The 18218-nt window shown below is 74.6% G+C and carries 21 protein-coding genes; 6 read left to right on the forward strand and 15 right to left on the reverse strand.

Annotated features, from left to right (window positions below):
• Positions 1–19: 19 nt before the first annotated feature.
• The 3 genes from FS882_RS08130 to FS882_RS08140 are packed head-to-tail and all read right to left on the reverse strand — an operon-like array spanning position 20 to position 3266.
• Complete coding sequence (locus FS882_RS08130; RefSeq protein WP_158372577.1) at positions 20–961, reverse strand: carbohydrate ABC transporter permease; 942 nt, start codon at positions 959–961, stop codon at positions 20–22.
• Positions 961–1872: a carbohydrate ABC transporter permease gene (locus FS882_RS08135; protein WP_222848170.1), complete on the reverse strand. Its 912-nt coding sequence runs from the start codon at positions 1870–1872 to the stop codon at positions 961–963. Before FS882_RS08135 ends, FS882_RS08130 begins: the two co-directional genes overlap by 1 nt.
• Positions 1869–3266 carry an ABC transporter substrate-binding protein gene (locus FS882_RS08140; protein ID WP_158372578.1) on the reverse strand — a complete coding sequence of 466 codons (1398 nt, stop codon included), beginning with the start codon at positions 3264–3266 and terminating at the stop codon, positions 1869–1871. Before FS882_RS08140 ends, FS882_RS08135 begins: the two co-directional genes overlap by 4 nt.
• Positions 3267–3417: 151 nt before the next feature.
• Between FS882_RS08140 and FS882_RS08145 the strand changes: the two genes are divergently transcribed.
• Together FS882_RS08145 and FS882_RS08150 are read left to right on the forward strand one after the other, a co-directional pair.
• A complete protein-coding gene (locus tag FS882_RS08145) occupies positions 3418–4431 on the forward strand; it encodes a LacI family DNA-binding transcriptional regulator (RefSeq protein ID WP_158372579.1) in 1014 nt (337 codons plus the stop codon).
• A 133-nt stretch (positions 4432–4564) separates the two neighbouring features.
• On the forward strand, positions 4565–4897 hold the full coding sequence (locus FS882_RS08150; protein ID WP_158372580.1) for a hypothetical protein: 333 nt from the start codon (positions 4565–4567) through the stop codon (positions 4895–4897).
• Here the strand turns inward: FS882_RS08150 and FS882_RS08155 are convergent.
• Positions 4845–5822 carry a DMT family transporter gene (locus FS882_RS08155; protein WP_262348150.1) on the reverse strand — a complete coding sequence of 326 codons (978 nt, stop codon included), beginning with the start codon at positions 5820–5822 and terminating at the stop codon, positions 4845–4847. The two genes, FS882_RS08150 and FS882_RS08155, sit on opposite strands and share 53 nt — an antisense overlap.
• 130 nt (positions 5823–5952) lie before the next feature.
• On the opposite strand from FS882_RS08155, the gene FS882_RS08160 reads away from it, so the two are divergent.
• Both FS882_RS08160 and FS882_RS08165 read left to right on the forward strand, forming a co-directional pair.
• Positions 5953–8457, forward strand: coding sequence for a molybdopterin oxidoreductase family protein (locus FS882_RS08160; protein WP_158372581.1), 2505 nt, complete (start codon positions 5953–5955; stop codon positions 8455–8457).
• Positions 8454–8936 carry a hypothetical protein gene (locus FS882_RS08165; protein ID WP_158372582.1) on the forward strand — a complete coding sequence of 161 codons (483 nt, stop codon included), beginning with the start codon at positions 8454–8456 and terminating at the stop codon, positions 8934–8936. The genes FS882_RS08160 and FS882_RS08165 overlap by 4 nt, the downstream gene beginning before the upstream one ends.
• Positions 8937–9163: 227 nt before the next feature.
• Here FS882_RS08165 and FS882_RS08170 read toward each other — a convergent pair whose 3' ends face one another.
• The 4 genes from FS882_RS08170 to FS882_RS08185 form a co-directional block, all read right to left on the reverse strand.
• Positions 9164–9583, reverse strand: coding sequence for a Dabb family protein (locus FS882_RS08170; RefSeq protein WP_158372583.1), 420 nt, complete (start codon positions 9581–9583; stop codon positions 9164–9166).
• 28 nt (positions 9584–9611) lie between these two features.
• Positions 9612–10829, reverse strand: coding sequence for an MFS transporter (locus FS882_RS08175; protein WP_262348151.1), 1218 nt, complete (start codon positions 10827–10829; stop codon positions 9612–9614).
• A 4-nt stretch (positions 10830–10833) separates the two neighbouring features.
• Positions 10834–11442 (reverse strand): SRPBCC family protein, encoded by a 609-nt coding sequence (locus FS882_RS08180; RefSeq protein ID WP_158372584.1) that lies wholly within the window; start codon positions 11440–11442, stop codon positions 10834–10836.
• A gap of 111 nt (positions 11443–11553) precedes the next feature.
• On the reverse strand, positions 11554–12111 hold the full coding sequence (locus FS882_RS08185) for a TetR/AcrR family transcriptional regulator (protein WP_158372585.1): 558 nt from the start codon (positions 12109–12111) through the stop codon (positions 11554–11556).
• A gap of 108 nt (positions 12112–12219) precedes the next feature.
• Here FS882_RS08185 and FS882_RS08190 point away from each other — a divergent pair, with 108 nt between their 5' ends.
• Both FS882_RS08190 and FS882_RS08195 read left to right on the forward strand, forming a co-directional pair.
• Positions 12220–12807, forward strand: a complete 588-nt coding sequence (locus FS882_RS08190; RefSeq protein WP_158372586.1) for a TetR/AcrR family transcriptional regulator — start codon at positions 12220–12222, stop codon at positions 12805–12807.
• Positions 12808–12931: 124 nt separating this feature from the next.
• Entirely contained in the window at positions 12932–13684 is a 753-nt protein-coding gene (locus FS882_RS08195) for a methyltransferase domain-containing protein (RefSeq protein WP_158372587.1), read from the forward strand.
• 15 nt (positions 13685–13699) lie between these two features.
• Here the strand turns inward: FS882_RS08195 and FS882_RS08200 are convergent, their stop codons facing one another.
• The 7 genes from FS882_RS08200 to FS882_RS08230 all read right to left on the reverse strand — a co-directional run bounded on the left by FS882_RS08200 (position 13700) and on the right by FS882_RS08230 (position 18206).
• Positions 13700–14299: a hypothetical protein gene (locus FS882_RS08200; RefSeq protein WP_158372588.1), complete on the reverse strand. Its 600-nt coding sequence runs from the start codon at positions 14297–14299 to the stop codon at positions 13700–13702.
• The gene (locus FS882_RS08205) at positions 14296–15099 is read right to left on the reverse strand and encodes a hypothetical protein (RefSeq protein ID WP_158372589.1); all 804 of its coding nucleotides are present in this window, start codon (positions 15097–15099) and stop codon (positions 14296–14298) included. The genes FS882_RS08200 and FS882_RS08205 overlap by 4 nt, the downstream gene beginning before the upstream one ends.
• Positions 15096–16394 carry a hypothetical protein gene (locus FS882_RS08210; protein ID WP_158372590.1) on the reverse strand — a complete coding sequence of 433 codons (1299 nt, stop codon included), beginning with the start codon at positions 16392–16394 and terminating at the stop codon, positions 15096–15098. Before FS882_RS08210 ends, FS882_RS08205 begins: the two co-directional genes overlap by 4 nt.
• Positions 16394–16690, reverse strand: a complete 297-nt coding sequence (locus FS882_RS08215; protein ID WP_158372591.1) for a hypothetical protein — start codon at positions 16688–16690, stop codon at positions 16394–16396. Before FS882_RS08215 ends, FS882_RS08210 begins: the two co-directional genes overlap by 1 nt.
• A 57-nt stretch (positions 16691–16747) precedes the next feature.
• Positions 16748–17212: a hypothetical protein gene (locus FS882_RS08220; RefSeq protein WP_158372592.1), complete on the reverse strand. Its 465-nt coding sequence runs from the start codon at positions 17210–17212 to the stop codon at positions 16748–16750.
• Between the two features lie 133 nt (positions 17213–17345).
• Positions 17346–17630: a hypothetical protein gene (locus FS882_RS08225; RefSeq protein WP_187365213.1), complete on the reverse strand. Its 285-nt coding sequence runs from the start codon at positions 17628–17630 to the stop codon at positions 17346–17348.
• 102 nt (positions 17631–17732) lie between these two features.
• Complete coding sequence (locus tag FS882_RS08230; protein WP_158372594.1) at positions 17733–18206, reverse strand: hypothetical protein; 474 nt, start codon at positions 18204–18206, stop codon at positions 17733–17735.
• Positions 18207–18218 lie beyond the last annotated feature (12 nt).

Below are 18218 nucleotides of genomic sequence, written 5' to 3' on the forward strand. Positions count from 1 at the left end.
TCGGGGACGAAGTGGAGGGTCAGCCCTTGACGCTTCCGGCGAGGATGCCGTTGATGAAGTGCTTCTGGAGGGCGATGAAGACGAGCAGGAGCGGGATCAGCGCGATCGACGCGGCGGCCAGCAGCTCGCCGGTGACGGTGGCGTAGTCGGCGCCGATCCGGTTGCCGGTGATGTTCTGCGCGAGCGTCGACAGCACGACCTGGAGCGTCGCCATCCGCGAGGACGAGGCGGCGACGACCGGCCAGACGAAGTCGTTGTAGATGTTCATGACGGTCAGCACCGCGAGGCCCGCGAGCGCCGGCCGGATCACCGGCAGCACGATCCGCCAGAAGATGCCGAACTCGGTGCAGCCGTCGACGCGGGCGGCGTCGAGCAGCTCGTCGGGGACGGCCGCGATCACCTGGCGCATCCAGAAGATCGCGAACGCGTCGACGGCGCCGGGGAGGATCAGCGCCTGGTAGGTGTTGACCCAGCCGAGCTCCTTCATCTCCAGCAGCAGCGGGATGATCAGCACGATCGTCGGGAGCATCAGCGTGATGAGCACCGTGCCGAACAGCAGGTCGCGGCCGCGGAACGTGTACTTGGCGAACGCGTAGGCGGCGAGCGGGGCGCAGAACAGGGTCAGCGAGCCCTTGGCCACCAGCACGACGGCGGTGTTGAGGAACCCCTGGCCGATCGGCACGTCCGCGAACATCCGGCGGAAGTTCTCCAGGGTCAGCGACGACAGGTCGAGCCCGAGCGGGTCGCCGACGATCTGGGTCGCCGGCTTGAACGCCGACACCAGCGCCCACACCACCGGCGCGAGGAACGCGAGCGCCAGGACGAGCAGGAACGCCTGGGTGGCGAGCGGGCCGGCTGCCCAGCGCCGGCGGGGGCCGCGGGCGCGGCCGGCGCGCGGGTCGGCCGGGCGGCGCGGCGCGCGGGGCGCCGAGCCGACGGGACGGGTCTCGGTGGCGGTCATCAGTCCTCCGACCGGAGCAGCCGCACGAACCCCAGCGACAGCGCCATCACGATGATCACGAGCAGGAACGAGTTGGCCGCGCCGGTGCCGAGGTCGGCCCGGTTGATGTGGTCGTACAGGTGCAGGCCGGCGGTGGTCGTCGAGCCGTAGGGACCGCCGTCGGTGACGACGAACGGCTCGGCGAACATCTGGAACACCGCGAGGGTCTGCAGCACGACCGAGAACATCAGCGTGCGGCGCACGAGCGGGACGGTGATGCTGAGGAACCTCCGCACCGGCGACGCCCCGTCGATCGACGCAGCCTCGTAGACCGCGCCGTCGATGGACTGCAGCCCGGACAGCAGGATCACGACGATGAACCCGGTGGTCTTCCAGCCGAACAGCAGCGCGAGGGTCGGCTTGGCCCACTGCGTCGTCGTCAGCCAGCCGACGTCGGGCAGCCCGACCAGGTTCAGCAGGCCGTTGACCGCGCCGTAGTCCCGGTCGAACACGACGACCCAGATCTGCGCGACCGCCACCAGCGGCGTCACGAACGGCACCAGGAACGCGATCCGGTAGAAGCCGCGCATCCGGGTCTTCGCGTTGTCCAGCAGCACAGCGACGACGAGGGCCAGCACCATCTGCACCGGCACGATCAGCAGCCACAGCACGGCGGAGTTGCCGAGCGACGACCAGAACGCCTCGTTGCCGAGCAGGTAGGTGTAGTTGCCCAGCCCGACCCACTCCGCCGCGCCGCTCCCCCGCCAGTTGGTGAAGGAGAGCCGCAGCGTGAACAGCATCGGGTAGACGCTGAACGCCACGAAGATCGCGACGAACGGGGCGACGAACACGTACGGGGCCACGGCCCGGGGCAGGTGCGGGCGCACCCTGCCCCGGGTCGCGACGCGTGCCGTGGTGGCGGCAGCGGTCACTGCCGGTCCACCAGGTTGGCCTGGATGTCGGCGGTCGACTGCTCGATCACCTGGTCCGGTGTGAGCTCGCCGTCGAGCATGCGCTGCACGTTGGTCCCCAGGTAGTCGACGGCGCCCGCCCACCACGCGGGGGTCGGGGCGCCGCCCGGGATCTCGGAGCCGGCCTCGACCGCGGTGGTCCACAGGTCCTGGTCGCCGAGCCCGGCCACGGGGCCGAACAGCGGCTTCTCGGGGTCGGCCGCCGGCGCGTAGGCCGGGATCGAGGTGGCGAGGCCGTTCGGGTAGGTGTCGTTCGGTCCCCAGACCGCGGAGTAGCCGGCCTCGTCGTACATGAGGAACTCGTAGAACAGCCACGCGAGCTCCGAGTTCTCCCCGGCCTTCGGCAGCACGAAGGACGAGCCGCCCATCGCGCCGGACCGCGCCCCGCCGTCCTCCCACGCCGGCAGCGGCATGGCCCGCCAGTCGCCGGAGGTCTGGGTGAGCTGCTGCTCGGGGGCGAACGAGAACCAGATCGCCCACGGGTAGAACACCTGCTGGCCGCTCTCCAGCGGGCCGACGTCGCTGGGCGACAGGTACTCGGCGCGGGTGCCCAGGCCCTCGGCCTGCACGGTGTCCAGCCAGCCGAGGATCTGCCGGTACGCGTCGGAGTCGAGCCGCAGCTCGCCGTCCTCGTCCGCGATCGACGTGCCGAGCTGGCTGGCGTACATCTCGAGCTGCAGCTGGCCGAGGAACGCGCTCTGCTCGAGGTGGATCGGCTTCGACCCGGGCACGGCGGCCTGGTACTGCCGCGCGGCCTCGAGCAGGTCGTCGTAGGTCGCGATCTGCGTGACGTCGACGCCGGCCGCCTCGAGCGCGGTCGCGTTGTAGAACAGCAGGCCGGGGTCGAGGTCGAACGGGACGCCGTAGATTCCGCCGTCGAGCGAGTTCACGTCGATCTTCTGCGGCGCGATGTCGTCGGTGTACGGCTCGAGGACGTCGGTGAGGTCCCACAGGTAGTCCGCGTAGCCCGCGACCTTGGCGTCGTCGAGGAACACGCCGTCGGGGACGTCCGTCTCGGTGATGAGCGTGTTCTGCAGCTTCGCGTCGACGTCGACCGCCTCGTGGTGCACCACGATGTCCGGGTACACCTCGTTGAAGTCGTCGATCACGGCGTCGAAGACGTTGAACAGGTCGCCGGAGCGGTCCCAGATGGTGATCTCGCCGCTGGGGCTGTCGCCGGTCGGGGCCTGGAGGCGGTCGGCGTCGGCCGCGGCGGTGCTGCCGCCGTCGTCGGAGCCGCCGCCGGAGATGGAGGGGCCGCAGGCGGCGAGCGCGGTCGCGGCGGCGAGCGCGGTCGCCACCAGGGCGATCGGGCGTCCGCGGCGGGCTCGCCGGGCGGGGTGGGTCGGGTGCATCGGCACTCCCTTGTGCGATCGGGCGTCGACGCCGCGGGGGCGGGGCGTCGTCGGGTCCGGCTTGCGTCTTTGCCAACGTGTGCAAAGTAGCCGCTCTTTGCACACGTTGCAAGACCCCTATGCTGGGCTTCACCCACGACGAGGAGGTGGCATGGCCGCGACCCTGCGCGACGTCGCCGAGCACGCCCAGGTCTCCGTGCGGACCGTGTCGAACGTGGTCAGCGGGTACACCCACGTGAGCGAGCGCATGCGGACCCGCGTGCTCGCCGCCATCGAGGAGCTCGACTACCGGCCGAACCCGGTCGCCCGCACCCTGCGCACCGGCCGCACCGGCGTGCTCGCGCTGGTCGTCCCCGAGATCGACCTGCCGTACTTCGCCGAGCTCGCCCGCGAGGTCATCAACGCCGCCGCCGACCTCGGCTACCGCGTGATGGTCGACCAGACCGGCCACGACCACGAGCGCGAGCGGCAGCTCCTCACCGGCGCGGACCGGACCATGCTGTTCGACGGCGTCCTGTTCAGCCCCCTGGTCACGCGGTCCGAGCTGCTCGAGATGCAGGGCTCGTCGACCATGCCGCTGGTCCTGCTCGGGGAGCACGACTTCGACGGCCGGTACGACCACGTGGCGATCGACAACGTGCAGGCCGCTTCTGACGCGGTGTCGCACCTCGTCGCCGTCGGGCGGACCCGGATCGCCGCGATCGGGGCGCAGCCGGAGGAGTCGTACGCCACGCCGCAGCAGCGCACCACCGGCTACGAGCGCGCGCTGCGCGCGGCGGGGCTGGCCGTCGACCCCGCGCTGCTGCGCGCCGCCGCGCACTACCGGCGGGCCGACGGGTACGCGGCCGCGGCGTCCCTGCTCGCGCTGCCCGACCGGCCGGACGCGATCTTCTGCTACTCCGACCTGCTCGCGATGGGCGCGATGCGCGCCGTGTTCGACGCCGGGCTGCGGGTGCCGGAGGACGTCGCGGTCATCGGGATCGACGACATCGAGGAGGGCCGGTACTCGCGCCCCACGCTGTCGACGGTCTCGCTGGACACGCCGTTCATCGCCCGCGAGGCGGTGGCGCGCATCGCGGCGCGGATCACGGACCCGGACACCCCCGCGGTGGAGGTCACGGCGCCGCACACGGTGCGCGCCCGCGAGAGCACCGGCGCCGTCTGACGCCCCGGACCTCACACCGAGATGGCAACTCTCGACTGCAGGCGGGCGCCTCGCACAGCCGAGATGTGCCATCTCGGCGAGTGCGAGGCGCACTGCGAGGCGCGCTGCGAGGCGCGCTGCCAGCATGACCGGCATGGACACCCGCCACGCCCGCCGACCCCGCACCCGCGTCGTCGTCGCCGTCGGGGTCGCCGCCGCGACCGTGCTGCTGCTCGCCGCCTGCGCCGCCGGCGTGAACCCCGACGTCGGCCAGCCGCCGCCCGGGGCCGAGGAGCCGGCCGGGTTCTGGCTCGGGCTCTGGCACGGGATCATCCTGCCGATCACCTGGATCGTGTCGCTGTTCACCCGGACCGTCTCGCCGTACGAGGTGTTCAACTCGGGGAACTGGTACGACGTCGGGTTCGTCCTCGGGATCACGATCGTGTTCGGGGGGCCGTTCGGGGCGGGGCGGGCGCGCCGGCGCTGACGGGCGCGGGCGCGGGTGACGCCGCCCGCGCAACCCGCGCCTCCACCGCCAGCACCACCGCCACCCCGGCCCCGCACAGCGCGAACCCCACGACCGTCACCGCGGTCAGCGGCTCTCCCAGCCCGACGGCGCCCGCCGCCGCGGTCGCCGGCGCGACCAGGAACAGCAGCGCGTTGAGCGCCGTCACCCCGATCCGGCGCAGCAGCCACCAGTACAGCCCGTAGGCGACGACCGTCGGGAACACCGCGGCGAGCGCCGTCGCCACCCAGAACCCGGCGTCCGTCGGCGGGGCGAGCGTGCCGGTGGCCGTCGCCGCGACCAGCAGCGCCGCGGCCGTCACGACCACCTGCACCGTGAGCACGACGAGCACCGGCGGCCGCGAGGGCGACCGGCGCTCGAGGAACGTCGCCACCACCAGGCACGCCATCGCCGCGAGCGGCAGCAGGTACGCCGCCGCGGACGCCTGCGACCCGCCCAGTTGCGACCGCACGACGAGCAGCACCCCGACCGCGCCGACGGCCAGACCGGCCCACTGCGCCCCGCGCACCCGCAGCCCGAGCAGCGGCCCGACGAGCGTCGCCACCACCAGCGGCTGCACCGCGTCGATGAGCGCCGTGGTCCCTGTCGCCACGCCCGCGGCGATCGCGGCGTACACGAGCACGACGTAGCCGAGCTGGGCGAACAGCCCGATCACCGCCTGCCGGCGCAGGTCGGCGCGCGGGACGCCGCGGGCGGCCCCGGTCGCGAGCGTCACCACCACCAGGGCGACCGCGACCGGGACGAACCGCCACACCAGGAGGGTCAGCGGCGGGGCGTCGACGGTCGCGACCTTCGCGATGACGAACCCGGAGCTCCAGCTCGCGACGAACGCCCCGGCCGCCAGCGCGGTCACGACCCGCCCGAGTACACCGATCTGTCTACCCATGCGGCGCGACTATACCGACCTGTTTACCCGGCCGCCCGGCGGACCCTGTTGCGCCCTCGCCCGCGCGCTCCTTCACTGGTCCCAGGGTCGTGCAGCAGGCCCGGGTCCTCGACGACGAGGCGGAGGCACCATGACGACCGTCGACCGGGTCGCGCAGCCGTGGGGCACGCGCACCCCGTACGGGCCGGGCGAGACCTGGCCGACCCGGGTGGACCAGTTCCTCGCGGACGGTCTGACCGCCGAGGACGTCGACCGCTGGGTGCAGAGCGCGTCCCTGCTGCACTCCAACGGCGACGCGCTCGACATCGCGGTCCGCGACGGCCGGATCGTCGGCGTGCGCGGCCGCGCCGCCGACCGGGTCAACCACGGCCGGCTCGGCCCCAAGGACCTGTACGGCTGGCAGGCGAACGCCTCCCCCGACCGGCTCACGCGCCCGCTGGTCCGCGAGGACGGCCGGCTGGTGGAGGCGTCCTGGGACGAGGCGATGGGGCGGGTCGTCGAGCGGACGCAGGCGCTGCTGGCGGAGCGCGGCGCGAGCTCGATCGGGTTCTACACCTCGGGGCAGCTGTTCCTCGAGGAGTACTACACGCTCGCGGTCGTCGCCCACGCCGGGATCGGCACGAACCACGTCGACGGCAACACCCGGCTGTGCACCGCGACCGCGGCGGCCGCGCTCAAGGAGTCGTTCGGCTGCGACGGCCAGCCGGGGTCGTACACCGACGTCGATCACGCGGACGCGATCGCCCTGTTCGGGCACAACATGGCCGAGACCCAGTCGGTGCTGTGGACCCGCGTCCTCGACCGGCTCGCCGGGCCGAACCCGCCGCGGGTGCTCTGCGTGGACCCGCGGCTCACCCCGGTGGCCCGCGCCGCCACCGTGCACCTCGCGTCGCGGCCGGGCACCAACGTCGCCCTGATGAACGGGCTGCTGCACGAGGTCCTCGGCCACGGCTGGGTCGACGAGTGGTACGTCGCCGCACACACCGTCGGGTTCGCCGACCTCGAGGAGATGGTCGCGGACTACCCGCCGGAGCGGGTCGCGCGGATCTGCGACGTGCCCGTGGCCGACCTCCGCGCCGCGGCCGAGCTCGTCGGGACCGCCGACCGCCTGCTGTCGACGGTGCTGCAGGGCTTCTACCAGTCGAACCAGGCGACCGCCGCGGCCGTGCAGGTCAACAACCTGCACCTGGTCCGGGGCATGCTCGGCGCGCCCGGCCGCGGCGTGCTGCAGATGAACGGGCAGCCGACCGCGGAGAACACCCGCGAGTGCGGCGCCGACGGCGACCTGGCCGGGTTCCGGAACTGGTCGAACGCCGCGCAGGTCGCCGACCTGGCCCGCGTGTGGAACGTCGAGCCGGACGCCATCCCGCACTGGTCGCCGCCCACGCACGTGATTCAGATGCTGCGGTACCTCGAGGACGGCTCGATGGGCATGCTCTGGGTGCAGGCGACCAACCCGCTGGTCTCGCTGCCGGAGCTCGGACGGGTGCGGTCGGTACTGAGCCAGGACCGGGTGTTCCTGGTCGTCCAGGACGTGTTCCTGTCCGAGACGGCCCAGATCGCCGACGTCGTGCTGCCCGCCGCGACCTGGGGCGAGAAGACCGGCACCTTCACCAACGTCGACCGGACCGTGCACCTGTCGGAGAAGGCCGTGGACCCACCGGGCGAGGCGCGCGCCGACCTGGACATCTTCCTGGACTTCGCCCGCCGGATGGACTTCCGCGGGAAGGACGGCAGCCCGCTCGTGCACTGGCACGACCCCGCGTCCGCGTTCGCCGCGTGGCAGGAGTGCAGCCGGGGGCGGCCGTGCGACTACACCGCCATGTCCTACGACCTGCTCCGCGGCGGGTCGGGCGTGCAGTGGCCGTGCACCGAGGAGCACCCCGAGGGCACCGAGCGGCTGTACGCGGACGGGCGGTTCTGGGCGGCGCCCGACGTCGCGGAGGCCTACGGGCGCGACCTCGTCACCGGAGCGCCGATGGAGGAGACCGAGTACCGCGCCCTCAACCCCGAGGGCCGCGCCCTGATCAAGGCGGCGCCGTACCTCCCGCCGCACGAGATCCCCAGCGAGGAGTACCCGTTCCAGCTCGTCACCGGCCGGACGCTCTACCAGTTCCACACCCGCACCAAGACGGGGCGGGCACCCCAGCTCGACCGCGCCGCGCCCGACGTGTGGGTGGAGCTGTCCGCGCAGGACGCGGTGGCGCTCGACGTGGCCGAGGGCGACGTGGTGGAGGTGCGGAGCCCGCGGGGCGCCGTGGAGGGGCCGGTGCGGGTGAGCGGCATCCGGCCCGGTGTGGTCTTCCTGCCGTTCCACTACGGCTACTGGGACACGGAGGCCGGGCACGAGCCGGGCGCGGCCGGGCGGGCGGCGAACGAGCTGACGATCACCGACTGGGACGCGTGCTCGAAGCAGCCGCTGTTCAAGACGGCGGCGGCGCGGGTGACGCTCGTGCGCCGCGGCACGGCGCCCGCGCCGGCCCCGACGACCACGGCCTCCGCGCCCGTCGCGGCCCGCGTCCCGGCGACCGTCGGCGGGCCGGCGGCCGAGGTCCGGGAGGAGGTCGGGCCGCCCCGCGCCCCGACCCCTCGCCCGACGAGCAGCCCGACGGCGGACGGCGAGGAGGGGCGATGAAGATCGACCTGGCCCTGCGGGAGCTGCACCGCTCGGAGACGGAGCTCGCCGAGGACCTGCTCCGGCTGTCCGAGCGGCACGGCACCGACCACGAGATCCACCACCTGGCGCGGGACCTGGCCGCGTGGTCGGTCGACCACGTCCGGCGGATCGCCGAGGTCGGCACGGGCTACAGTCTGGACCTCGACCCCGACCCGGTGCACGACACCGGGCTCGCGAAGCGCGTCCGGGAGCGGGCCGCCGAGGCCGTCGGGCGGTCCGGGCCGCCGGAGCTCGCGCTGCTGCGGGACCTGCGGCACATCTACCTCAGCGCGCAGGGCGTCTCGGTCGACTGGGAGCTGCTCGGCCAGGCGGCGCAGGGCATCCGGCACCACGACCTGCTCGCCCTGACACAGCGGTGCCACCCGGAGAACCTGCGGCAGGCGAAGTGGGCGAACAGCCGGCTGAAGGAGTCGGCGACGCAGATCCTGGTGTCCTGAGGGTCCGCCGTCCGCGAGCGCCGGTCGACCGCTCGGCGTCGTCGTGGGCATCGCCGCGAACGAGCGCCTGGCGCTACGGATCATCGGCGGCGCCGCGCGGGCGCCACGGGGGTCGCCTCGCGGCGTTCACCCGGTCCGCACGACCGTCCGGGACCCGCAGGCCGCTGGGCGCACGACCGCGCCGGACCGGCCCCGTGGGCCGGCCCGGCGCGGTGCGGCACGGGAGATCAGCCCCGCCCGTGCGGTCCCGGCGCCGCAGACCCGGTGTACTCGCCGAGGCCCGAGACGAGGTCGGTGAGGGTGGCGTCGGCGTCGTACCGGCGCTGGTGCAGCGCGGCGATCTTCGCGCCCATGTCGGGGTCCTCGTCGTCCGTGATGTCGAACGACGCGAACCGGTCGACCAGCGGCAGGCCCACGCGGTCGGTTCTCCGGTGCGCCGGGTGGATCAGGTACTCCCAGTAGCCGTCGAGGTCCTCGATGACGAACGTCGCGCCCCACTCGTACTCGCCGCCGAAGTCGCGGCCGACGACGAACGAGCGCACGGACGGGATGACGCGGCCCTGGTGGCGCAGGCTCTCGAGGGCCTCCTCGAGCTGCTCGGGTGTGACGCCGGGCTTGATGGTGAAGCGGTTGCCGTGGACGATCATGGTCGTTTCCTCTCGGTGGTGGTGCGGGTCAGCGGCCGCGGCGCGGCCGGAGCAGGACCGGTGCGGCGACGAGCGCACCGGCGGTGGTGGCGAGCCCGGCGGCGACGAACGTGCCGCCCGGCCCGAGGAGCGCCACGAGCGGCCCCGCCGCCAGCGGCGACAGGAACTGCCCGAGGAAGATGCCGGTCACGAGTCCCGCCAGGACCCGGCCGCGGCGTCCGTCCGCGGCGAGGTCGCCGAGGCGGAGGTTGAGGTTCGGCACCGTGAGGCCGACGCCGAGCCCGCCGACCAGCAGCCCGGCGAGGACCGGGGTGGTCCCCGTCGCCCGGCCGACCACGACCCACCCGATCCCGAGCAGGAGCAGCGCGGTGATCGTGATCGCGGTCGGCGCCAGGCGCCGCCGCACGGCCGGGAAGGCGAGCGAGCCGATCAGGCTCGACAGCGTCGACGCGGCGATCGCGACGCCCACGACGCCGGGTCCCGCACCGAGGTCGCCCAGCAGGAACGGCAGCTGGGTGGGCGCGAGGTAGAACACCGCCGTCGCCGCGAGGGCGAGCAGGTAGACGCCCAGGACCCGACCGGTGGTGCGCGGGCGCGGCCCGCCGGACGACCGGCCCCCGTCGTCGGCGAGCGGGCGACCGGGGGCGGACCCCGTCCGTGGGACGGCCACCAGCACCAGGACCGCGACGGGTGCCGCGAGGGCGTAGAGCCCGAACGGCGCGCGCCAGCCCGCGCCGGCCAGGAGGCCCGCCAGCGGCAGGAGCAGCACCCCGCCGAGGCTCGCGGCGGCCTGCTGGTAGCCCAGGTAGGCGGCGCGTCGCGGACCGCGGAACCAGTCGGTCAGCAGGGCGCCGACCGCCGTGGTGACCGCGCCGACGCCGAGGCCGAGAACGGCGCGCGTCGCGAGCAGCGCACCGAGGTCGCCCACCAGGAGCCCGGCCGTGCCGGCGACCGCGCTGACGCCGAGCCCGCCGACCAGGACGGGGCGGCGCCCGAACCGGTCGGCGAGCACGCCCGCGAGCGGCGCGCCGGCCGCGATGGCCAGCGAGGTGACGGTCAGCGCGAGCCGGACCAGGGTGTCGTCCCCGAAGTGGTCGGCCATCGCCGGCAGGCTCGGGGCGATCAGGGCCGGGGCCATGATCGTCAGCGCGGCCGCGGCGAGCACCGCTGCGCGCGCCGGTCGACCGGGCGCGACGCCGGCCCGTGCCGAGGTGCGCCGGGGGTCGCGTGGCGTGGGGGCGGTCACGGCGTCAGTCCCACAGGCTCAGCGCGACGACGAACAGGACGACCGGCACGAGCAGCCAGGGCTCGGCCAGGACGAACAGACCGGTCAGCCCGAGCGACGCCCAGGCCAGGGCCTTCGCCCACCGCCGACGGCGCACCCGGCGCGCCCGCCGGGCCACCTTCGCCTCGGCCTCGGCGCGCAGCCGCTCCAGCCACGCGCCCAGCGACGCGTCGAGCGCCGCGCGCAGGTTCGCCGCGTCCTGGCGGACCGGGTCGCCCTCCCAGGACTCGGCGGTCCGCACGACGGTCCCGTCTCCGTCGGCCGTGAAGATCCACTCGTGGATGCCGTCGATCCCCTGGGCGGGGCCGCCCCACAGGATGCGGTGCGGCGCGTCGACCGCGAAGACGGTCGAGGTGACGTCCAGCCCGTGGGTCCGCCACCGGAAGGACGCCCCCGGCGCGAGCGGGCCGTCGACCTCCGCGGACTCGACGTCGGTCTGCCAGGCGGGCCACCGGGCGACGTCGGTGTGCAGGCGCCAGACCAGGTCGACCGGGGCGTCGACCCGGATCTCGCGGCGGACGACCACCGTCGCGGACTCGTCGATCGTGGTGGGGATGGTGTCGTGGGTGGTCATGGAGTCCTCCTGGGTGTGCGATGGAGAGAGAGTGAACAGCCACTCACTTCGCGACTGCGGGCGAGCGGGTCTCGGGGACGAGGCTCGGCAGCGGTGCCTGCCGAGCGGGGGTCAGCCGGGGTGCCGAATGCCCTCGACGAGGAGGCGGGCCCAGGCCTCGGGAACCTGGTCCACCTGGGCGGTGACGATCAGGTGGCACAGCTGGCCGTACGCGATGAAGCGCTGCACGGCCTCGTCGGAGCCGCGGGAGCGGTCCTTGGCGAAGTCGACGACCTCGCGCAGCCCCGCGCGGAGCGCCTCCCCGATCTCGGGGAGGTCGGCCACGGACTGCGCGTGCACCTGGAGCATGAGCAGGGTGCGGTCGGCGATGAGGTGGGCGTAGGCCTCCCCCATCGCGGACAGGACGCCCTCCGGGGACGCGTCCTCCGCGCGGTCGGCGCCGGCGGCGATCGCCTCGACGACCCGGTCGAAGCAGGCCTCGAGGGCGGTGACGAACAGGCGCTCCTTGGTCGGGAACAGCTTCACCACGTAGGCCGGGGAGATGGCCGCGGCGCGCGCCACGTCGGCGATCGTCGTGCCGTGGTAGCCGCCGCGGGCGAACTCCTGGACGGCCGCCGCAGCGACGACCGGTCGGCGGAGGTCCGCGGTGGAGAGCGTCGTCCGTGTCATGTGAGTGACTGTACATTCACTCTCGTGGGAAGCGCAAGCCCCGGCACCCCTCCCCCGCTCCGGCGCCACGCTCGCCGGCTCGGTAGACCGCTCGGTATACTCCGGGACATGGTCGCGCCCGAGCCCGCCACCCCGCTCACCCCCGGCGCGCGCCGGGTCCTCGACGCCGCCTCCGAGCTGTTCTACGAGCGCGGCATCCACGCCGTCGGCGTCGACGGCATCGCCGAGGCCGCGGGCGTCACCAAGAAGACCCTCTACGACCGGTTCGGGTCGAAGGAGGCGCTGGTCGTCGCGTACCTGCAGGAGCGGGACGCGCGGTGGCGCGCGCACCTGCTCGCCACGCTGGACCGCGTGCCCGAGCCCGGGCCGGACCGGGTGCTGGCGGTGTTCGACGCCGCGGAGTCGTGGTCCACCGCGAACAGCCCCCGGGGATGCAGCGCGATCAACGCCCGGGCGGAGTCGTCGGCGGGCGACGGGGACTCCGTGCTCGCCGAGACGGCCGCGGAGAAGGCCTGGCAGCTCGGCCTGCTGGCGGACCTGTGCCGGGAGGCCGGCGTGCGGGACCCGGAGGACACCGCGCGGGCGCTGATGCTGGTCTACGAGGGCGCGATCGTCACCGTGGGGACGGGGACGTTCGACCGGCCGTTCACCCGCGCGCGCGAGGTGGCGGCGACACTGCTCGCGGCCCGGTCCTGAGGCGTCCCCCGCCCAGGTCGAGGGGTTCTCGCGCGCAGGGCTGCTGAACCCCTCGACCTCGGCGCGAACCCTCGACCTCGGCAGAAACGCCGCGACCGCGCCCCCGCGATGCGACGATGCCGCGATGCGCTCGTTCGAGGACCTGGCCGCCGAGGCCGTCGCCGCCGACGTCACCGGCTGGGGCTTCGGCTGGCTCGACGGCCGCGCCACCGAGGAGCGCCCGCCGTGGGGCTACGCCCGCCTCCTCGCCGACCGCCTCGCGCGCGTCGACTCCGCGCTCGACGTCGACACCGGCGGCGGCGAGGTCGTCGCCGAGGCCCCGGTGCTCCCGCCGCGGATGGTCGTGACCGAGGGCTGGCCGCCGAACGCCCGCCGCGCCCGCGAGCTGCTCGGTCCCCGCGGGGTCGAGGTGGTCGAGCCCGGCGACGGGGTACGGCTGCCCGACGCGTCGTTCGACCTCGTCAGCTCGCGGCACCCCGTGCGGCCGGACTGGGCGGAGATCCACCGCGTGCTGCGGCCCGGCGGCACCTACCTCGGGCAGCACGTCGGGCCGCGGTCGGCGTTCGAGCTGATCGAGCGGTTCGTCGGTCCGGTGCCGGGGCCGGTCGCGCGCGACCCCGACGACGAGGCGGCCGACGCCGAGCGCGCCGGGCTGACCGTCGTGGACCTGCGGCGGGCGACCTGCCGCATGGAGCTCCACGACGTCGGGGCAGTCGTCTGGGTGCTGCGGAAGTGCGTGTGGTGGGTGCCGGACTTCTCGGTCGACCGCTACGAGGACACGCTGCGGGCTCTCGACGCCGAGATGCGGGCCGGGCGGCCGGTCGTGGCGCACTCGACGCGGCACCTGATCGAGGCGCGCCGGGGGCCGGCGGCCTGACCGGGGTGCCGCCCGTCAGCCCAGGTGGCCGCCGACCGCGCCCGCGCCACCGGCTTTCGCGGCCGTGAGCACGCCGGTCGTGATCAGCCCGGCGAGGGGCGAGCTCGCGACGGTGCCGCCCGCCTCCAGGTGGGCCGCCTGCTTGCGCAACGCCTCGGCGACCGGGCGCGCGCCGCCGGCACGGTGCCGCTCGACGGCGTCGGCGATCTGCCGCAGCAGGGCGGGCGGCTGAGACTGGTCGAGGTAGTCGGTCCGCGCCACGAGCGAGGCGTACAGGGCAGGACCCCGCGCCGCCTTCGCCCTGAGCAGGAGCGCGCCACCACCGTTCGGCACCAGCGACACCGCCGTGCCCGGCTCGAGCCGCACCTCGCGGCGCCACACCCGGCACCGCACGCGCACCAGCGAGCCGCCTACGGGGTCGAGCCACGTCGACTGCCACACCAGCACCACGAGGTACAACGCCAGCGGGACCATCAGCAGCAGGAAGACCCGGTTCTCGGGCTGCGCGACCCAGAGGTAGCCCAGCACGGCGACCACCCCGACGGCCGTCGCGACGATCCAGCGCCGCGACGACCGCGACGAGAAGGCCGGGATCCGGACCAGGGTCTCGGTCATCGCGCCCCGGCCGCCGCCGACGCCACCGCCGCCGCGGTCGACACGGCCCGCTCCGCGAGCTCCCGCACCTGCGCCTCCAGCGCCGCCCGGCTGAGCGGCCGCGCGACCACGGGACCCCCGGACGCCTCCCGCGCCGACAGCACCCACGCCCCGCCCGGCCCGGTGAACAGCCCGAGCAGCTCCGGCTCGCGGTCGTCCGGCACCCGCACGACGACGTCGGCGCGGACCAGCGCGGACCCGAGGTGCTCGACGACCTCGGTGGGCGGCTCGTCGGGGTCGGCGACCGCGATCTCCGGCCCCGTGCCGTCCGTCGTCTCCGGGTGCACCGCCGCGTCGAGCAGCAGGTCGCCCAGGGTGCCCGCCGCGGCGAGCGCGAACCGGTGCTGCCCATCGGTCGTGACCTGCTCGACCAGCACGACGTCGCGGACCACGTGCGCGTACCAGTAGTCCTGGCCGAGGACGGTCGACCGGGCGACGCAGACCGTCGCCGACGCGCCGCGGCGGAGCGCCACGAGCGACAGCACGTCCTGGCGGACCTGGAGCTCGACGGTCGGCTCGCCGACGGCGGCCGCGAGCGCCGCGGGGGTCGGCGGGTCGACGATGCCGCGCGCGAGCAGGCCGCGGTAGGCGGTGCGCAGCGCGACCTCGCGCTCGGCGTCGGGCAGCGTGGCGAGGTAGGGCGCGACGACGAGGCCGCCGGGGCCGGCGAGGATCGCGAGCTCCTCGTCGGTCAGCACCTCGACCGGCACCGGGGCGCCGGGGGTCTCCGGCGACGCAGCCGCCTCGGGCGCGGCGGTCACAGCAGCCCGCCCGAGAGCACGCTCAGCGCGCCCTTGCCGAAGTCGGACACCGCGTCCTTGGCCTTGTCCACCTGGTCTCCCGCCCAGTCGGCGGCGTCCGACACCGCGTCCGTCGTCGCGTTCCACGCGGTCGTCGCACCGTCCCAGACGGCCTTGCCCGCCGTCGACACGAAGTCGCCGATCGCCTCGCGGTTGTCCCAGATCAGGTTGCCGACGCTCCACGCGCCGTAGGCCAGCACCGCGCCGCCGGCGACGGCCAGGCCGACCGGGCCGAGGGCGAGCGCGCCCGTGCCGACGGCGATCAGCGTGCCCGCGCCGGCCGCGCCCGCGAGGCCGAAACCGCGGGTCGCCCAGCCGCGGGCGCCGTCGTAGCCGCCGCCGGTCACCGTGTCGGCGAGGCCGGTCACGACGGTCAGCGGCAGGAACGCCTTGCCGGCCACGCGCATCGCCGACGTGACCTGGGGACCGAGGAGGCGCGCGAGCGTCGGGTTGAGCGCTTTGCCGTTCTTGAACACGTCCATCGCAGCGTCGGCCTTGGCGAAGTTGTCGAGCATCGCCTGGTAGTGCGTGATCGGCGCGCCGGAGGCCCGGAGGAAGTCCAGGAACGCCTTGCCCTTGGTCACCGACTTCATGACGCCCTTGATCACCTGCGCCAGCGCGACGCCGCCGGCGCCGACCGAACCGAGCGCGCCGATGACGTCGCCGCTCGCGAACGCGCGCTGCAGATAGGCGTCGACGGCCGACTGGAGGGTCTGCGGCACCTCGACGGCGGACAGCTTGTCCGCGACCTGCTGGTCCGTGGTCGCCACGTCCTGCAGCGACGTCGCGATGGCGTCGGCGTGCTCCTGCGCCTCGGCGTTCAGCGCGCGCTGCTGGGCGTCCCGCTGCGCGCCGGCGCCGTCGGGGTCGCCCGCGGCGGTCATCACCGGCGGGAGCGTGGGCGCGGTGACCCGGCCGTCGCCGGCCACGGTGAACCCGGCCGCGGTCGCCGCGTCGACGGTCGCGAGCACGGCGGACTTGGCCCGGCCGAGGTCGGTGGCACCCGAGGCGAGCGCCGAGCGCGCCGCCTCCAGGGCGTCCGCCAGCGCGAACCCGGTGGTCGCCTCGCTCGCCATGCGCTGTGCGGCGGCCTGGGCGGCGTCTCCGTCCCAGTGGTCGCCGAGGCGGGTCATCGCCGCCTTGGCCGCCCGCACCTGCGCGTCGACCGCCTCCTGCGCCGTGCCGACGCCGGTCGCGGCCTCCGACAGCGCCTCGGGCCGCCAGCTCCGCACGACCTCCAGGGTGAGCGCGGCCATCAGAACGCCCCCATCGCGCCGAACCGGGTCTGCACTGACCCGTCCGCCGCGCGGTAGCCGTCGGCCGACCCGGAGGCGCTCGCCGACATCCCGCGGATGTTCTCCCCGAGCACCTGCACCGCGGCGCCGACGCGCGTCGAGACCCACACGGCCGCGTCCGGCACGGCCGAGCCGGGCAGCGCCGCCTCGATCCCCGCGAACGCGCCGGCGACGTCCAGCGCCTGCAGCTCCGACGCCACCGTCTCCAGCTCGGACGCGGCGGTGTCCAGCGCCGCGATCGAGACGTCCACACTCATGCGTTCCGTACCCCCGGGTCTTGCGGTCGTGCGCGTGTCAGAAGGTCGTCGGCCGACTCAGAAGTCGCCGAGCGCGGTGAGGGGTCCCCCACCACCCAGTCCCATGTACCGCCCCAGCGGCGACGACGCCACCGGACCGCCCGCGTCGAGGTGGTCGGCGTGCGCCCGCAGCGGTGCGAGGACCGCCGTGGTCTCCTTCACCCCGCGCGAGGCCAGCTCGTCCGCGAGCGCCCGCGCCACGTCCGCCGGGACGCCGACGGCCTGACCGCCGTGCACCTCGATCAGCGGCACGACGGCGTACTTCCAGCCGATCCCGCGCGAGACCATCAGCTCGGTCCGCCGCTTGTCGGACGTCAGCACGGCCACCGTCTTCCGGTCGAGCCGGACGGGACCGTTGCGGAGCGAGTGCCGCGCCGGGTCGAGGATGCCCGTGTCGCGGTCGAGGCGGGCGACGACGGCGCCGCTGGCGGCCGGGTCGAGCGCGCGGACGGCGACGACGCCCTGCGGTGCGGTGGTGCTCACGTGCGGACTCCCCCGGGTACGGCGCGGTTGGGCTGCGACGTCACGGTATCAAGGGGACTCAGCACGGTCGGCCGGAGACCCGGCTGCGGACGACCCGGCCGGCGGTGGTCACGTGAGCAGCTCGCCGACGGACTCAGCGCGCCGGGTCGAGCGACATGCCCCAGTACAACCCTCCCAACGCGACCGCCACGGCGAGGGCGGCCCACCCGGCGACCGCCAGCTGACGCCTCGGGCTGGGGTCGGCGGCTGCGCGGGCGTCTGCGCGGCTCAACATGAACGAGAGCGCCCAGCACCCCAGCAGTCCGAGGCCCGACACCACACCTGCCGCACGCCCGCCCGACAGGGCCGCGATGCCGAACACGGCCGATGGCAGCGTCACGACCGGCCAGAACCACCTCTTCCGCACCAGCGACTTCACCGCACTCCGTTCCTGTAAACAGCGGGCACGCACCGCGAGGCCGACGATATCGACTACGGCGGACGCGCTCGGGCGGACATCGCGCACGAGATCGAACGCGTCCTAGAGGTCAGCGAGGGCGCTGAAGATGCTGCCCCCGTGTCCCCCGCTCACCCCGATGTACCGCGCCAGCGGCGACGTCACCACCGGGTTGCCTGCGTCGATGATGTCGGCGTGCGCGCGGAGCGGGTCGATCACCGCGCTCGCCTCACGGACACCTCGGGCGCGGAGCTCGTCCGCGAGCGCCCGCGCCACTGACGCTGGCACGGCGATCGCGACCTCACCGCGGATCTCGAGCAGCGGCGCGATCACCCGCTTCCAGCCGATCAGCCCTCGCGAGACGATGATCTCGGTGCGGTGCTTCCCGGACATCAGGGCGACGTCGGTCCGCCGGTCGAGCCGGACCGGGCCGACGCGTGTCGACCTGTGGACGGGGTCGATGACGCCGGAGGGCCGGTCCACCCGTGCGACGACGGATCCACCCGGGCCGAGCTCGCGCAGCTCGATGACGTCGGCCGAGCCTCCAGTGCTGCTCATCATGATGGTCCG

The sequence above is a fragment of the Cellulosimicrobium cellulans genome (assembly GCF_007679345.1).
Lineage (GTDB): Bacteria > Actinomycetota > Actinomycetes > Actinomycetales > Cellulomonadaceae > Cellulomonas > Cellulomonas cellulans_A.

Coding starts and splice junctions, on each gene's coding strand:
- FS882_RS08170 (WP_158372583.1), bottom strand. CDS start 9,583: ATGATCGTCCACGGCAACCGCTTCACCATCAAGCCCGGCGTCACACCC.
- FS882_RS08140 (WP_158372578.1), bottom strand. CDS start 3,266: ATGCACCCGACCCACCCCGCCCGGCGAGCCCGCCGCGGACGCCCGATC.
- FS882_RS08230 (WP_158372594.1), bottom strand. CDS start 18,206: ATGAGCAGCACTGGAGGCTCGGCCGACGTCATCGAGCTGCGCGAGCTC.
- FS882_RS08195 (WP_158372587.1), top strand. CDS start 12,932: ATGCGCTCGTTCGAGGACCTGGCCGCCGAGGCCGTCGCCGCCGACGTC.
- FS882_RS08200 (WP_158372588.1), bottom strand. CDS start 14,299: ATGACCGAGACCCTGGTCCGGATCCCGGCCTTCTCGTCGCGGTCGTCG.
- FS882_RS08185 (WP_158372585.1), bottom strand. CDS start 12,111: ATGACACGGACGACGCTCTCCACCGCGGACCTCCGCCGACCGGTCGTC.
- FS882_RS08165 (WP_158372582.1), top strand. CDS start 8,454: ATGAAGATCGACCTGGCCCTGCGGGAGCTGCACCGCTCGGAGACGGAG.
- FS882_RS08180 (WP_158372584.1), bottom strand. CDS start 11,442: ATGACCACCCACGACACCATCCCCACCACGATCGACGAGTCCGCGACG.
- FS882_RS08130 (WP_158372577.1), bottom strand. CDS start 961: ATGACCGCCACCGAGACCCGTCCCGTCGGCTCGGCGCCCCGCGCGCCG.
- FS882_RS08215 (WP_158372591.1), bottom strand. CDS start 16,690: ATGAGTGTGGACGTCTCGATCGCGGCGCTGGACACCGCCGCGTCCGAG.
- FS882_RS08150 (WP_158372580.1), top strand. CDS start 4,565: ATGGACACCCGCCACGCCCGCCGACCCCGCACCCGCGTCGTCGTCGCC.
- FS882_RS08155 (WP_262348150.1), bottom strand. CDS start 5,822: ATGGGTAGACAGATCGGTGTACTCGGGCGGGTCGTGACCGCGCTGGCG.
- FS882_RS08145 (WP_158372579.1), top strand. CDS start 3,418: ATGGCCGCGACCCTGCGCGACGTCGCCGAGCACGCCCAGGTCTCCGTG.
- FS882_RS08190 (WP_158372586.1), top strand. CDS start 12,220: ATGGTCGCGCCCGAGCCCGCCACCCCGCTCACCCCCGGCGCGCGCCGG.
- FS882_RS08160 (WP_158372581.1), top strand. CDS start 5,953: ATGACGACCGTCGACCGGGTCGCGCAGCCGTGGGGCACGCGCACCCCG.
- FS882_RS08210 (WP_158372590.1), bottom strand. CDS start 16,394: ATGGCCGCGCTCACCCTGGAGGTCGTGCGGAGCTGGCGGCCCGAGGCG.